Source organism: Gardnerella sp. KA01001, assembly GCF_049244025.1.
Classification (GTDB): domain Bacteria; phylum Actinomycetota; class Actinomycetes; order Actinomycetales; family Bifidobacteriaceae; genus Bifidobacterium; species Bifidobacterium swidsinskii.
On the sequence record NZ_CP058366.1, the window covers coordinates 293886 to 310240 of the forward strand.

At 39.8% G+C, this 16355-nt stretch carries 18 protein-coding genes; all 18 read right to left on the bottom strand.

Translation table 11 applies throughout. The features are described from left to right. Positions 1–15: 15 nt before the first annotated feature. Positions 16–636 carry a DUF5701 family protein gene (locus tag HXT59_RS01365; RefSeq protein WP_004105772.1) on the bottom strand — a complete coding sequence of 207 codons (621 nt, stop codon included), beginning with the start codon at positions 634–636 and terminating at the stop codon, positions 16–18. Between the two features lie 52 nt (positions 637–688). Further along, positions 689–1756 carry an aspartate-semialdehyde dehydrogenase gene (locus tag HXT59_RS01370; RefSeq protein WP_415693603.1) on the bottom strand — a complete coding sequence of 356 codons (1068 nt, stop codon included), beginning with the start codon at positions 1754–1756 and terminating at the stop codon, positions 689–691. Positions 1757–1857: 101 nt separating this feature from the next. Next, a complete protein-coding gene (locus tag HXT59_RS01375; protein ID WP_004105778.1) occupies positions 1858–2427 on the bottom strand; it encodes an ACT domain-containing protein in 570 nt (189 codons plus the stop codon). 63 nt (positions 2428–2490) lie between these two features. Next, the gene (locus HXT59_RS01380) at positions 2491–3255 is read right to left on the bottom strand and encodes an aspartate kinase (protein ID WP_064621790.1); all 765 of its coding nucleotides are present in this window, start codon (positions 3253–3255) and stop codon (positions 2491–2493) included. Between the two features lie 129 nt (positions 3256–3384). Further along, complete coding sequence (gene recR / locus HXT59_RS01385; RefSeq protein ID WP_004105782.1) at positions 3385–3993, bottom strand: recombination mediator RecR; 609 nt, start codon at positions 3991–3993, stop codon at positions 3385–3387. A gap of 6 nt (positions 3994–3999) precedes the next feature. After that, positions 4000–6405: a DNA polymerase III subunit gamma and tau gene (locus tag HXT59_RS01390; protein WP_421783957.1), complete on the bottom strand. Its 2406-nt coding sequence runs from the start codon at positions 6403–6405 to the stop codon at positions 4000–4002. A 105-nt stretch (positions 6406–6510) separates the two neighbouring features. Next, on the bottom strand, positions 6511–6915 hold the full coding sequence (locus HXT59_RS01395; protein ID WP_033888548.1) for an Rv3654c family TadE-like protein: 405 nt from the start codon (positions 6913–6915) through the stop codon (positions 6511–6513). Further along, on the bottom strand, positions 6912–7292 hold the full coding sequence (locus tag HXT59_RS01400; protein WP_032835337.1) for a TadE/TadG family type IV pilus assembly protein: 381 nt from the start codon (positions 7290–7292) through the stop codon (positions 6912–6914). Before HXT59_RS01400 ends, HXT59_RS01395 begins: the two co-directional genes overlap by 4 nt. 29 nt (positions 7293–7321) lie before the next feature. Next, positions 7322–7597, bottom strand: a complete 276-nt coding sequence (locus HXT59_RS01405; protein ID WP_033888546.1) for a DUF4244 domain-containing protein — start codon at positions 7595–7597, stop codon at positions 7322–7324. A gap of 138 nt (positions 7598–7735) precedes the next feature. Next, positions 7736–8383 (bottom strand): type II secretion system F family protein, encoded by a 648-nt coding sequence (locus tag HXT59_RS01410; protein WP_004110027.1) that lies wholly within the window; start codon positions 8381–8383, stop codon positions 7736–7738. Between the two features lie 3 nt (positions 8384–8386). After that, positions 8387–8962: a type II secretion system F family protein gene (locus HXT59_RS01415; RefSeq protein WP_004110029.1), complete on the bottom strand. Its 576-nt coding sequence runs from the start codon at positions 8960–8962 to the stop codon at positions 8387–8389. 30 nt (positions 8963–8992) lie between these two features. After that, positions 8993–10069, bottom strand: a complete 1077-nt coding sequence (locus HXT59_RS01420; RefSeq protein ID WP_421783959.1) for a CpaF family protein — start codon at positions 10067–10069, stop codon at positions 8993–8995. Then, positions 10056–11231 (bottom strand): ATPase, encoded by a 1176-nt coding sequence (locus HXT59_RS01425; RefSeq protein WP_421783961.1) that lies wholly within the window; start codon positions 11229–11231, stop codon positions 10056–10058. Before HXT59_RS01425 ends, HXT59_RS01420 begins: the two co-directional genes overlap by 14 nt. A 123-nt stretch (positions 11232–11354) precedes the next feature. Beyond that, positions 11355–12722 carry a ClC family H(+)/Cl(-) exchange transporter gene (locus tag HXT59_RS01430; protein WP_421783963.1) on the bottom strand — a complete coding sequence of 456 codons (1368 nt, stop codon included), beginning with the start codon at positions 12720–12722 and terminating at the stop codon, positions 11355–11357. 39 nt (positions 12723–12761) lie between these two features. Next, on the bottom strand, positions 12762–13172 hold the full coding sequence (locus HXT59_RS01435; RefSeq protein ID WP_004110041.1) for a fluoride efflux transporter FluC: 411 nt from the start codon (positions 13170–13172) through the stop codon (positions 12762–12764). Further along, positions 13172–13675, bottom strand: coding sequence for a fluoride efflux transporter FluC (locus tag HXT59_RS01440; RefSeq protein ID WP_421783965.1), 504 nt, complete (start codon positions 13673–13675; stop codon positions 13172–13174). The genes HXT59_RS01435 and HXT59_RS01440 overlap by 1 nt, the downstream gene beginning before the upstream one ends. Before the next feature lie 95 nt (positions 13676–13770). After that, a complete protein-coding gene (locus HXT59_RS01445; protein WP_004110044.1) occupies positions 13771–15072 on the bottom strand; it encodes an adenylosuccinate synthase in 1302 nt (433 codons plus the stop codon). Between the two features lie 115 nt (positions 15073–15187). After that, positions 15188–16243 carry a class II fructose-bisphosphate aldolase gene (gene fbaA, locus HXT59_RS01450; protein ID WP_421783967.1) on the bottom strand — a complete coding sequence of 352 codons (1056 nt, stop codon included), beginning with the start codon at positions 16241–16243 and terminating at the stop codon, positions 15188–15190. Positions 16244–16355: the final 112 nt, after the last annotated feature.

Sequence of the window (16355 nt, forward strand, 5' to 3'; positions counted from 1 at the left end):
GCAAAATTCGCTAACTTACTTCAGCGACGACACTCCACATCTTTCCATGCAATATGCATTACCAAGCCAAGTATGACGAGAATTTGGCCAAACAGCACCTAAACGCGGAGCACACTGACTCATCCATATACTTGGCACACGCCCATCTGCGCTTTGCGAACCAAGCAAATTAAATCCATTCTTGCTTTCAAGCCAATCTGGATGCTGTGTTGCAATAGCAAGCCCTTCCTCAAGAGTAAGAGGCAAACGTTCATCAGAATCAATAAGCTTACGAGCGACATCAGGCTCTCGATTCAAATACGATGAGCCAGTATGTGGATCGACGACTATATAGAACGGGCCTTTAGGAAACTCATACCCGTCTTTGGGAAGAAAACTTATGATATCTCGCGGAGGCATAGTGGTGAATCCAGCCATGCGATTAATACTCGTACGAGAAATCAACGATTCAGGCGAAACTAATTCACGCGTAGGAACCAATAAAATATTCGCACCTAAACTACTATTTTCAAGCGCACACAATATAGGATTTGCCAACTTACGAAAAGCATCGGCACTCATATCAGCCACATCTGGATACCCAAGTGCCACTATACGATCGAGTTGCTGCTGTATTTCTTCAGATGCTATTGACATAATTCCAGTTTACGCAAAATCTTACATAATCGCGAGCGCAATATAACCATAATTAGTTTAGGAAATTACGCTTTTTAGCAATAATTTCCGCCAATTGCACAGCATTTAATGCAGCACCTTTTCGCAAATTATCGTTAGTGATAAAAAGTGCCAATCCCTTATTTCCATCTACTGCTTGATCTTTCCTAATTCTGCCAACATAACTTGCAGATTTTCCGGCTGCTAGCTGAGGAGTAGGAATATCGTTAAGTTCAACTCCTTCAGCATTGCTCAATACTTCGCGAGCCATGTCTGGAGTTACATCATGCTCAAACTCAGCGTTTACACTCATGCCGTGACCAGTGAAAACACCTACTCGCACACAAGTACATGAGGCTGCAAGATTTGGCAAATGCAAAATCTTACGGCTTTCATTGCGCAATTTTTGTTCTTCGTCAGTTTCTTCAGATCCGTCATTAACTATTGAACCAATAAAAGGCACTACATTAAAAGCAATAGTACGAGCAACTTTTGTAGGCTCAGGGAAATCTATTGCACTACCGTCGAAAACGAGTTTATCTGCTCCTTGGTTTAATGCAGCTTGAGCCTCATTCATGAGTTGCAAAGCACCGGCTCGACCGGCACCAGAAACAGCTTGATAAGACGAAACTATTAAACGTTTTAATCCAAAAGCATCAGCAAGCGGCTTTAATACAGGCATGCAAGCCATAGTTGTGCAATTTGGATTTGCTACTATTCCTCTTGGAATAGTATCTAAATCTTCAGGATTTACTTCCGCAACTACCAAAGGCACATCGTTATGCATACGCCATTGCGAAGAATTATCTACTACAATTGCGCCAGCTTCAGCGAATTCCGGAGCCCAAATTTTTGAAGTTCCGCCGCCTGCAGAAAAAATAGCTATATCAATTCCGTGCAAATCTGCTTTTTCTACATCTTCTACAACTACGTCTTTGCCACGATATTGCAAAACTGTGCCAGCAGAATGAGCAGAAGCCATAAAACGTAAATCTTTTATTGGGAAATCACGCTCGTCAAGCACTCGACGCATTACCATACCAACTTGGCCAGTTGCGCCAAGTACTGCCACGTTCACGCCTTTTTCGTTGATAATTGTCATCGAGACTCCCTTAAAAGTAAGCACGTATAATTTCTACAGTTTTTACAATTCTACAATTTAAATAATTTAGTTAATTTAATAATTTAATAATTTAAATTGCTTCAGCGCCCGCTTCCGCCGTACACTACTGCTTCAACCTGACTTGCGTCCAAACCGTAAGCAGTATGCAAAGCGCGAACAGCTTCATCAATTTGTTCAACAGGAACCATGGCAGCAATACGAATTTCCGAAGTAGAAATCATCAAAGTATTTATACCATGTTCACTTAGCGCAGTGAAGAAGGTAGCAGCTAGGCCTGAATGTGTTTTCATACCAACGCCAACAACAGCTACTTTTCCTACTACTGGAACGACATCCATAGAAGTAAATTTCAATTCATCATGCGCTTCTTCTAGAACTTTACGGACTGCTTCCATTGATGCTCCTGGAGCAGTAATAGAAATATCTGCTGTACCAGTAGAAGCACTTGCTTGCGCAATCATGTCAATATTTACATTTGCTTTTGCAAGAGTTGTAAATACTTTCGCAGCCATACCAGGAATATCTGGAATACCGCGAACCGTAATCATTGCCTCACTGCGATCATGAGCAACGCCAGAGATAACAGGAGTTTCCGGACCTAAATCAGGAAATAAATCGCCCATAGTCGAAAGAATATCGTGGTTTACCATTGTTACCGCCTTTAAGCTCGAAGATTATTTGACATTATCTATTAATATTTAGTTTTGTATTTCCTAACTCAGATTAGGCAAATCGTTCGGATTAATATTATTTGGAACTATAAGCGTTCCGTTCCTATGTGAGAATGAACTTCTAACATGAAGAGGCATACCAAAACGCTGAGCGTACTCAACACAACGCAACGCAAGCACGCGCGAGCCGCAAGATGACATTTCAAGCATTGAATCATAATCAATTACAGGAATACGTTTTGCAGTTGGCACAATACGTGGGTCCGCAGTAAATACTCCATCTACATCCGTGTAAATCTCACATACATCAGCACCTAAAGCAACCGCAAGCGCTACAGCGGAAGTATCCGAACCGCCTCTACCGAGAGTCGTGTCATCTCCAACTTCGTTAATTCCTTGGAACCCTGCAACAATTGCAACACTGCCTTTGCTAAGAGCTCTTCTGACACGATCAGGCTTAACCGCACGAATATGCGCAGCTCCAAACTGAGTATCTGTCATAAATCCAGCTTGAGAACCAGTAAAAGAATAAGCATGAGATCCTTGAGCATGAATAGCCATTGCAAGCAAACTCATAGAAATTCGTTCGCCTGCTGTCATAAGCATATCCATTTCGCGAGCAGGAGGATGAGTATTTACACTCATTGCTTGATCAATTAAATCGTCAGTCGTATCTCCCATCGCTGAAACTACAACAGCAACATCATTGCCTGCTGCTTTTGTAGAAAGAATGCGTTTGGCAACACGTTGTATGGAATCCGTATCCGCTACAGAAGAACCACCGTATTTCTGTACGATAAGCGCCAATTTTTACCCCTTGCTCATGTCAATATTGATAAACGCACAGGATATGCCAAATAATGGCTTCAATATCAGACTACCAATTATGCCCTATTTACTAATAATGATTTGTGCTCATAAAAACAATATTCAAAATTACACAGATTGACGACCAGAAAATGCACGACCTAAAGTGATCTCATCCGCATACTCTAAATCTCCACCAACAGGCAATCCACTTGCCAAGCGAGTAACTTTAATTCCTAGAGGATCGAGCAACCGAGCCAAATACGTAACAGTCGCTTCACCTTCTATATCAGGATCAAGCGCAAGAATAATTTCTTGAACTTTTGCATCTTTAAGACGTTCAAGTAATTGCGTAATTGCTAAGTCCCCAGGCCCAACATTTGCCATTGGGTTAATTGCACCACCAAGAACATGATAAACACCTGAATATTCATGAGTTCGCTCAATACTCATAATGTCTTTAGGTTCTTCAACTACACAAATTTTGCTATGATCACGCCGAGGATCTGCGCATACTATGCAAGGGCTCTGCTCACATACGTTTCCGCATACATCACAAAAACGCACACTTTCTTTCATGTTATTAATTGCGTCTATTAGCTCTTGAACATCTTTATCCGAAGAAGAAAGTAAGTAAAACGCAATACGCTGAGCGCCTTTAGGTCCAATCCCTGGAAGCTTTGAAAATGCTTCAATTAAGCGACCAATTGCTCCATCATATGACGATGAATTATGCACTGTAAACTACTCCTCTTGCTTTTTCTTAACGCTCATAATCGCATTTTTAGGATTTTTAGGATCAGTAGAAGCAAATTCTTCAACAGATTTAACTTCAAAAATTTGTTTAAGCTCATCAGTGCTTACAGACGTTGCGGATTCTAATGAAGCATCATCCATCGAACATTCGTCAGCAGTAGCTCCATTCGTAGGAGAAACAGTAGTCTGAATTGATTCAGTAGACAATTCTGAAGTATTAGTTGCATTCTGAACTTGAGAGTGTAGTTTAGCTTGATCCAAGACACCAGAAATAGCTTCAGATTGGTTATGAGAATGCGAACTCTTCTGTATTGTAATCTCGTCATCATGATTCATAGGCTCATCTTCAATAGAAGAGTCTTTAGAAGAAGACTCTTCAGAAGAAGAGTTTTCTGGCATTGCAATCACATCCGACATAGGCATAGACGACATATCTGCCCAAACATCATCATCCGCATTCGCAACATCACTTAACTCATCCGCAGTATTTTCAGAAGCTACTGATGCTGCGGAGCCATCAGCGCCACTAAAACCCGAAGATTCTTTTTTAGTAGGATTTTTATTTATTCTGCTGCCATCAGAATCAGTTTTATTACTAAATCCAGCAGATAGGCCAGTTTTGCGTAATAAAATATCTCGCTTAACTTTGGCAAGCTTTTGCGGATCCATTCGAGCAACAGATTCTACTTGTTCACCATTAGCAGCAACTGGTGCAGGAGCAATCATTACTTGCGCTCCAAATATCTCATGCACTTCATTCATTACTACTTTTGGCACTTTTTGCCCATCATATGGAGAAGTAGTGCATACTGCGAGCGCAAATGCATGTTGACTCATAGGCTCATTAAAAGTCAAAATAAGACGCTGTCGACCTGATTGTGCTGGAGTAAGTTGCACTGTAGGAACATACTCACGAGTTACATATTCACGTACGTCATCAGGCAATTTTGAAACTACTTTATCCCACATTGCATCAGTATCCATGGAATCATTCTTTGCATTAGCATTATGTGCATCGTTCAAAAACGCTTTTTTAGATTCCATTTCTTTTGTGCGTGGAGCAGATTGCGTTTCTGCTTTAGCAATAGGAGATGCCGTAGTTTCAGAAGGTAGCGAAGAATTTGAAGTACTATTATTCTCACTATTTGCAGAAACATATTTTTTATTGCTTGTAGAACCTACGAAATGAGCACCAGAAGATACTTTATTTTGAATATTCTGCTTAGAAGTTGAAATATTTTGTTGCTGCACGTTATTGATGCGCAAATTAGTTGCAACAGTATTTGAAGTTTCGCTGTCTGCAAGCAAACGAGCAACTAAAATTTCCAAATTCATTCGAGGAGAAATTGCACTAGCCATTGCACTTAAAGCATCATTAATTGTTTGAGCCATACGTGCTAAATCATGCAATGTCATGCTTGCAGATTGCTTATTCAATATTTCCAAATCTTCTGGAGAAACATCATTAAGTAAGCTTGAAGTCGCTTTAGGACCTGCAGATACCATAAGCAACAAATCACGAACTCTACCTAATAAATCTTCTACAAACTTACGAGTATCGTAGCCTCCAACAATAACGCGACGAACTACATCGTATATCGAAGCACCATCATGATTAATAAGATTGTCAATGAATTCACTAATCAATGAATTAGGCGTAAAACCTAATAAAGCAACCGCAGAATCCAAAGAAATTGAACCATCAACAGCACCCACCATAAGCTGATCGAGCACAGATAACGTATCTCGCATTGATCCTGCACCAGCGCGCATGACAAGGCGAAGAACTCCCGGCTGTGGCAGAATACCTTCTTTTTTGCAAATATCTTCAAGATATGGAGACATTACCTCTGGAGGCACAAGTCTGAAAGGATAATGGTGTGTACGCGAGCGAATAGTGCCAATAACTTTATCCGGCTCAGTGGTAGCAAAAATAAACATTACATGTTCAGGCGGCTCTTCTACAATCTTAAGCAAAGCATTAAAACCTTGCTGCGTAACCATATGAGCTTCATCGAGAATGAAAATCTTATAACGGTCACGAGCAGGAGCGAAGCCAGCACGCTCACGCAACTCTCTAGCATCATCGACACCGTTATGGCTTGCAGCATCAATCTCTACAACGTCGATAGAACCGGCACCGCCAGTAGCTAAATCTTTACAGCTTTGGCACTCTCCACATGGGTGCGAAGTTGGTCCTTTTTCGCAATTAATGCAGCGAGCTAAAATTCGCGCAGAACTTGTTTTACCGCATCCACGCGGCCCAGAAAATAAATATGCATGCGTTATTTTTCCTTGGTCTAATGCTCTAGACAAAGGTATGGTAACCTGATCCTGCCCAATAACACCATCAAACGTGTCAGGACGATATCTACGATACAGTGCAAGTGCCATGTTTCCTAACCTACTGCGACCTAACTATTTCCCCGATATATCTTAGTTAAGACTATCAGCAGCCGCCACCCGACTGCTGATATTTATATTCGTTTTTGCTACTTACTACTTATTGCAATCTTCTAGTCCTGCTCTAGCAGAAACTTCCACGTTAGAAGCAAATGGAATATTTAGCCCAACAGAAACACGAACAGTTACATCATTACTAGTAGAGTTGCAAGATTTCAAAAAAGCATTGCTTGAAGCAACAGTACGCGCAACAACCTCACACGCATTATCCTCCATCCTTTGCAACGCAGAAGCACCAGATAAAGCAGCAGAAGTTGCAACAGCATAAGCTTGATGTTTAGCTCCGAGAACATTACATAAAATAGCAGAAAGCACTACTATTGAGCAGACTGCGATCACTAGCATAATGCCAAGCATAGTGCCAGAACCGCAGTCAATGCCCTTACATCGCTTATGAATGAAATTTATTGAATGCTTCACAAAATTCTTGCGCCTACTCATACTAAAACCTGGCTTACATGACTTTCCACTAGAGGCGGCAAAATATGAAGAGGATCGGGAATAAGAGGACATTTAACAACAATATTCGCCATATTATTGCTACGACTTATTTTCACCGACGCTCCTTGACCTGCGACCGACTGCACAATACTTGCGGCAGCTTTATCGTCCTTATGAGTCACAAGATAATACGCAACTTGCGCAGCAGCATCATGACAATTCATAGTACATACAACTGCTCTACCTATGCCAATTAATACAAATAACAGTATTAATGCACAAGGCAAAACAATAGAAAATTCAGCAGTTACCGTCCCTCTGTCATAATCACTAATTTTGCGCAACAATCTTTTGCACACAATAACTTTCCGCATCATAAGCTCATTTCATCTGCTAAAACATGCCGTTAGCCGATTTTCAATGCTTTTTTCACTAAATCTGTCAACGTTGTGCGAACCGTATCTGATTTCAAAATAGCAACTAGCAGTGCAGCAAAACCAGTAGCAGCAATAATAACTACTGCATACTCAGCTGTTACAGCTCCAGAATCCTTATTTTTAAGACCTTCAGCGTACAGTTTTCTTTTTTGACACAAACGTGACTCAATATTCACTAATTGTTCATTTACTTGAAGCATAGACACAGCGTATCGTGCAACAAGTTTTTGCATTATCCCAACCATCATCTTGTACCTTTCACTTCAAACTATCCGAAATTTTCGGATAGAAATATTATTACAACTTGTTTTGCGAATGAAAATAAAAAAATTGCATTGTGGATAAAAGCTAATTTATTTTTCTAAAAATTTATTTTTAAAAAGCTAGCGCATAAGCGACATAACTGTTGGCAAAATTCCTATGCATATAAAAGACGGCAAAAAACATAATCCAACAGGAAGCAGCAATCGCACAGACAACTTAGAACTTTCTTGTCTAGCAATATTGGCCATATTTATCTCATAATGTTGAGCAAGTGCAGACAATACAGGAACTGGAGATGAACCATAACACCATGATTCTTTTAAAGATGTCATTAACCATCTAGCTAATATTTCTGAAGAATCTAAGTTTTTACGATTAGTAAATTTTGATTTATTTTCTAATTCAAAATTATCTTGTTTAGTATAAGTAGAAGACCATGCTTCATGCCACGTATCTCCTGCAAGTAAAGCATTGGAAACAGAGCAAAGCCACATGCCTTGACCACAAGGAAACACTTCTCCAACAGCACTAAGAGCCCTAGTAATAGCAACACCACTACGAAGTGAAACAATAATCATATGTAAACCAAGAAGAGGATCTACATATGAAACTTTGGAGTTACGCCATTCGTACTTAACTAGCATAATTTTACTGTTAAAACGCATACGATTATCTAATGAATCGCACTCTAATTTCAAACTCACCCATTGCCAAACAATTACAACAAACAATGGGATGATAAACAAAAGCTGCTTTGTGGATTCCATAAATCAGCCTTCCAGCGAGGCAGCATCCATTGCATGCTGAGATATTTGCAACATAGAACTAACCCATGCCAAACCCAATCCATAACATATTCCACCTATTGTTAATAAAATCCATCCATTTACTGTTGTAATTAACATCAAAATAGGGTGCCCACCTAATAATTCACCAGCAAAAAGAGCCAAAATAGGTAGAGCAGTAAGTAGTTTTATTGTTGCTTTTGGCATTGCAGCTACGTCAGCACGTAAATCTTCTGCACGCTTCTGAGCATGATATGACGCTGCCGTAGCTTCCACACATTCTGCCATAGCACAACCAAGAGTATTACTCAATTCATATGAAGCCATAAGACTTTCAGAAACAGTATGCATATGTTTTTCAAGCTGACGACGTTGATTCTTATTCATATTGCGGTTCTTTGGAAAACAACGTTCATAAAGCCATTTATAAATAATTTTTGTATTAACTGCACTACTGCAAATACATTGTTGAGACTTAGAGTCACTGTGAACAATCATTGCAAAAGTAGAACCAGAACGTAATGCAGCAATCATTCCAGCAAGAACTTCTTCAATATCCATTTTTACGCTCCAAGCAACAACAATCGACTACTAATTATTTGAACTGTCAACACATATGCTGGCCATATTTTCGGGAAGATTCCAATAATTTGAGAACTTAACCCATGCAGGCAAAAATTTCATGACAATACTGCCGTCAATTCCACAAGATAATTGCAAAACTGGAATGCCACACAGCAACGAAGCGCTAGAAGCGTATTGCAAAATACCGAGTTCTTTAATCATTCGACGCCCGTTAGAGGATCTCTCTACATGAATAACAACATCGAATGCTCCAGCAGCTAAAGCACATAAAGCTGCAGGCTCCAACCCAGCCAATAACCCTAATGCCATAAGACGAGCGGGAACTTTTTCTATTTCATCTGCATGAAGAGTTGTCATTCCACCCTTATGCCCGGAAGTAAACACTCTCAACAAATCAGCAATTTCTTCCCCACGACATTCACCAAGAATAATGCGATCTGGGCGCATTCTTAATGTTGCTTTTACTAATTGAGATAAGCCAATTTCTCCTACACCTTCTACATTAGCTTCTCGCGCACTTAACGAAACATGATTTTGTGTCAACTCGCCGAGCTCTCTAATTTCTTCAACAGATACAATACGATCTTCGCAATCAGCAGCAGCCAACAAAGCCTTCATAAGTGTGGTTTTCCCAGATCCAGTACTTCCAGTGATCATTATATTTGCTCGCTTTTTAACTAGAACGCTTAGAATACAAGACAATTCTTTTGGAAACATGCCTTGATCGCTTAAAGAAACAAGATCATAACGATTAACTGAAGGAAAACGAATTGACAATGCTGCTCCTTGAGATACAAGTGGTGCTAAAACGGCGTGTATGCGAATGCCAGAAGTACTTGAAGCATCAGCAATAGGACACGCATCATCCAGTCTTTTGCCTAATTGTGCACAAAGCCATACAGCATATTCTCTTAACAAAGCAGGGTTGTTAAGCGGAACTCGAGTTGCGCGTTCCTTGAGACCTTGCCCACAATCTACCCACACACGACCGGACTCACTTACGACCATGTCTGTAACTCTTACATCATTGGCAAATTCCTGCAGAATTCCAAAATCGATATCACGAATATTATTTACGATCATATTTACCTCTTGAGTATTTCGAACGACGATATTGCGAACGACGATATTTAGTTACAGCATTTTTTGTATTTGATATAACATCTCCGATAAGCCAATTATTTATGCGTTTCATGGTTTCCTTCATTGAAGATGGAACATTTCGAATACCATATCCCCCTATAATGTCGGTGTACATGCGAGCATCGTGTTGCAAAGAACCAAGAAATGTAGTTGATAGATATTCAGAAGCTTCATCGATACTTAAAACATAAGATTTTTGCGTTAAACCACGAGGAGACAATCCCACAACAGCAAATTTATTAAACTTTACTTCAGAATCACACAAAGTATCTAATTTTTGTAGCAACGCTCTAAACCTTGCTAAATCAAGCACAGATAGCTCACCAGCAGCAAGAGTTGCACTGTCAATAAATTGCGGAATATTACGGTAAGACTTCATAGCAGTCTCGCCAGAACCTATATCTACAATAACTACATCAACAGCATCAGCTAAACCTCTAATAGCAGCCTCTAAAACCCAAGGTTCAGGATACTTACCATGCCATGGAGAAAATGCTAAAACATCCACATTATCCCAATGCAATAGCTCATTGCGTAACACATAGCCATCGCATTTACCTAAAGAAGCATCAACTTCTTGCAACCTGCGGCCTTCATCTGATTCCAAACCAAGCAGAACGTCTAAACCACCATGAGTCAAATCAGCATCTACAAGAGCAACACTATGACCTTGCTCACTTATATAGCGAGAAAGAATAGATAGCGAAGTGCTTAACCCAATGCCATCTGCAGCAGACATTCCAACCAAAATATTTTTAGGCAATGGATCTAAAGAATCACGCGCAATAAGATTATCTTCTTCAGCATTATTAAACATACGAGATTTATGCTTAATAGAAATATCTTGCGAGCGTTCAGTATTTTGAAAACTCTCCGCATCTTGAGAACTCTTAGGCAAAAGAGTCATAACAGTATGATCGTCAGCTATACATGGCGCAATTTTTACACCATTAGACACAGATTCGTATATAGATTTATCTGCAACTTGAGGAGGATAAACATAACGTTTAACATCTCTAAATGCGCCTACAGCTTCGCCATTGTTATAATTCTTATCAATCTGCTTAACGCCAATTGATTTATTGTTTACACTCATATTCATACTCATGCGCCTATTGAAACGCATACAGCAATGAGTTTTCAACAATATTCATGCAATGTGGTTAAAAGCTCAGGAAATATTAAGAATAAGCAAATATTGCACAAAAATTATCTATAAAAACATCTATTTTACAGAATTTACAGATGGCAATACTAAATCTTTATTAACTTTCATATAGCGTTCAAGTAACTCACTATAAATTGGCTTAGTTTTTAGAATATCTGAAATAAGCAATGCAATAAATGCAGAAGCTGCAACTGGAAGCGTATGAATCATAGTTCCAGACATTTCAACAGTAAGCAAAATTGAAGTAAGTGGAGCTTTTACAGATGCAGACAACGTGCCAGCCATAACGCAGACTGCAAACACAGATACAAATTTTGTATCAATGCCAAATGCTGAAACGCTAGTAATACAGCGCGCAGCAACACCACCTGCGAGCGCACCTACTGCAAGAATAGGCATAAAAATACCACCGGGAGCGCCACAACCAAAACTCGTAGAAGTAAACAACATTTTTGCCACAAATAGCAAACAAAGCATTACAAGACTTGCTTTTCCATATTCAGAAAGTCGCACTAAATTAGATCCGCCACCAAGAACTTCAGGCAGGAACAAGCCAACTGGTATTGCAATTAAGCAAGCAATAGCAACAGGCATCCACTTTGGCAAATATCCGTATAATGTTTGCAAACCAAGTAACGAACGATTCATTATCGAGCCTACAAAACCTGCAAAAATACCAAGAGGAATAATCCAAATATGCAAGTTCATTGGCAAATCTGGAATCTGACCAAAATCAAGAACTGGACGCAATCCGAAACAAGTTTGCGACACAAAATCAGCACATAAAGCAGCTGCAGCAGCTCCTATAAGAACAATTGAAGTTAAGCCGTGCTGAATCTCCTCCATAGCAAACATAACTCCAGAAAGTGGCGCAGAAAACGCAGCAGATAAACCGGCTGCAGCTCCAGCAGTTACCACATAATGCTCTTTAATATCGTCACGCCTACCTTTACGGAAAATTCGAGACAACATTTGAGCACCACATGCACCTATTTGAATAGATGGACCTTCACGCCCAAGAGACAATCCAAATAAAGAACCAAGTAAACCACCAACAAAACGCACTGGCAGAATTGTATGCCATCGCATATTCAAACCGCGATTAACATATCCCACGACTTGAGGAATACCACTTCCAGAAGCCATACTTTCTTTACGACTCATCCAGCCAATAATTAGACCTGCAATTACAGCAAAAATTAAGCATGGCAAAATCCACCATACGTTATGCCGTATTTGTAAATACATCCAACGCGCAAAATCCGTACCGTATTCAATACCAAGCCTGTAAGAAGCTACTAATGAACCAGAAACAGCGCCGACAAATATCCCAGCTAATATTACTTTCCAACGAAGCTGGCAAAAAGTTTTTGATATTTGCTTTAACTTATTACTCAAAAAGCTCAATGCATTCTTAAACTTCACTACAACTCGATTCTGCGCACAACACTTAACTTCTAAATACTAAATTACGTACAGTAACAATATTTGCGAAACAATATACCCAACAGAAGCAGCAAAGAATGGAACAATAAGTTCTGCAAAAAGCAAGAACACTCCATCTTTTATGCGCTTTCTTTGAATAAGATCCACACCTTCAAAAATTGCAGTAGAAAACGTGGAAAATCCACCCAAAAATCCCAAAATCATCAAATAAGCAAAACGTACTCCACATATTGCAGCTGCAACCATGAAAACATTAGACATAACACCTATAGCAAATGAAGCAACGCAATTGATAAATAGCGTTGCAACTGGAACTTCGCTTTTATGAGCAGCTGAAATTTTTTTAGTCATTGCGCATCTTAAAACAGCACCTAAACCGCCAAAAAAGCAAGGCAAAATAAACATAATAAAAACGTATAAAGAATTCATCACTTCATCACCTTAGTATTAGCTTCTGCAACAGATCGACTTTGCTTTTTGTTCATGCAATTCGCAATTCCTGTTCCAACCCAATTACCAACAAAAGCCATAAAAACGCCAAAAAGCAGCGAAAAAAGCATGCCCAAAACAACAAGCGTCATGCGTGGAGACATAAAAGACATTGCACTTTCAAACGCGAAAGTAGACATAGTCGACAATCCGCCACAAAAGCCTGTTCCTAAAGTATATTTATACAAAGTTTGCTTTTCTTTAGATAACGCTTTAACAGATATTGCAGTAACAAGAGCAAAAATAAAGCATGCAATCATATTCGACAAAAAAGTTCCTAAAGTAAGCTGACCAAATATAAATGATTGTCCGTCTACTTGGTGAATCGTGTGCGCATAAGAAGAAATTACTGCGCGCACGAAAGCTCCACATGTACCACCAATAAAAACTAAAAAGTATAATCGACAATTATTTTTTTTATTTTTTCCGCTTATTTTACTCATTTTCACTCTTTTTGAAATTATCGTCATAAACCAAAACGACACTCCCAACCGAGAAGTGTCGTTTTGCTAAGTTGATCATAAAATAATAAACAATTTCAGTCAGTTAGTGAGTGAACACTAATGATATGATCACGCTGCGGACCAGTTCCAATAGCAGAAATACGGCAATGAGAAAGCTCTTCCAAACGCTTTACATAACTTTGCGTATTTTGAGGCAAATCTTCAAACTTATGAATTTGAGAAATATCCTCATTCCAGCCTGGAAGCATCTCGTATACTGGTTTCGCAGAAGCAAACAGTGATTGATCTACAGGCATTTCTTCCATACGCTGAACTGTTCCATCAGACAAAGTCACATCATAAGCTACGCAAACTGGGATTTCCTTCAAACCAGTCAAAACGTCAAGCTTAGTAAGAACAATATCCGTCAAACCATTTACGCGAGTTGCATAACGACTTACTACAGAATCAAACCATCCACAACGTCGAGGACGACCAGTTGTAACACCATATTCATGGCCTTGCTCACGCAACCAGTCACCCTGCTCATCCAAAAGTTCAGTTGGGAATGGACCTTCACCAACACGAGTAATATACGCTTTCGCTACTCCAATTACGCGCGTAATACGAGTAGGACCAACACCAGTACCCGTGCAAGCGCCACCAGCAGTAGGGTTTGAAGAAGTTACAAACGGATAAGTGCCATGATCGACGTCAAGCATTGTGGCTTGTCCACCTTCAAACAGCACAGTTTTGCCTTCATCCATTGCTTCATTCAATACTAATGAAGTATCAGCAACATATTTCTTCAAGCGTTTGCCAAGCTCCACAAGTTGAGCAGTAACTGCATCAATATCAATAGGATGTTGATTATAAAGTTTTACAAGCATTTGATTCTTTTGATGCAAACTTGCTTCAACTTTGTCGCGCAAGTGATCAGCATTAAATAAATCATGCACTCGAATACCAACACGATTAATTTTATCTGCGTAAGTAGGTCCAATACCACGACCAGTCGTGCCGATCTTGTGTTTGCCAAGAAAACGCTCAGTTACTTTATCAATAACTCGATGATACGGAGTAATAACATGCGCAGCTTCGCTCACAAGCAAGCGCGAACAATCTACACCGCGAGATTCCAAAGCGTCAATTTCTTCAAGCAATACCTCTGGATCAACAACAACACCATTACCAATTACAGGCGTAACATTAGGGCTGATAATTCCGCTTGGAAGTAAATGTAATGCATAAGATTTATCGCCAACAACGACAGTGTGCCCAGCATTATTACCGCCATTAAAACGTGCGACAATATCAACCTTTGAACCAATTAAATCTGTTGCTTTGCCTTTACCTTCGTCACCCCATTGAGCTCCAATAAGCACAATACCAGGCATGCCGCACCTCCATTTTTGAGCTAACGCTGCTCAAATAAGCACAATCCTTACCTGTTAAGACTATCTCTATGCCCCTACCGAATAAGAAAATGAAATATATAAAATTAAAAATTTACTATTTCAGTGCTTTACCAGCAGAACCTAACTGCACACAAGCTTCTGCTACACGCTGAGCCATGGCTTTTTCGGCTTCACGACCCCAAGATCGAGGATCATACAACTTCTTTTCGCCAACTTCTCCGTCTATTTTAAGAACAGAGTCATAATTGCTGAACATGTGACCAGCGATTGCACGAGTAAAAGCGTATTGAGTGTCGGTATCTATATTCATTTTAATTACGCCGTAACGCACAGCTTCAGCAATCTCTTGAGCAGTAGAGCCAGATCCGCCATGAAATACCAGCAGGAACGGCTTTTTAGAAGCGCCAAAGGTGCGAGTATCACAAATATTTTGATAGTTCTGATATACAGTTTTTTGGATTTCTTGCAATAATTTAGGATGCAGTTTTACAACGCCAGGCTTATAGGCTCCATGAACGTTGCCAAAAGTAAACGCTGCCATATACCTGCCACGTTCACCCAAGCCAAGTTTATCTACAACACGCAAAGCATCTTCAGGCGTAGAATACAATCTCTCGTCAATATCAGCACGATGCCCGTCTTCTTCTCCACCAACAGCACCAATCTCAATTTCAAGAATTGTGCGAGATTTTTGCGAAGCATCCAGCAACTGTTCTGCAACGTCTAGATTATGTTGCAAATGCACCGTTGAGCCATCCCACATATGCGACTGAAATAATGGTTCTTCGCCTTTTTTGACTTGTTCTGTTTCATAAGAAATTAGTGGTTGAATCCAATCATCTAAATATTGCTCAGCACAATGATCTGTATGAAGCGCAATAGTGATATTAGGATATTGAGCTGCTACTTCGTGCGCAAATTTTGCAAATGCTATTGAACCAACAACACGATTATTGAGAGATTGACCCGAAAAATAAGCAGAGCCACCGACAGAAACTTGGATAATGCCATCAGATTCAGCTTGAGCAAATCCCTGCAAAGCTGCATTAAGAGTTTGCGTACTAGTAACATTGATAGCAGGGTATGCGTAGCCACCTCGACTTGCAGCATCAAGCATATGCGCATAACGTTCAACAGTTGCAATAGTCATACTTGTATTATCCGCCTTTATTACTCAGATAGCCACGCATATGCACAAAAACATTACATACCGATATGCGAAAATTTATTTTCAAAATCTACAAACTGATTGTGATTCATAG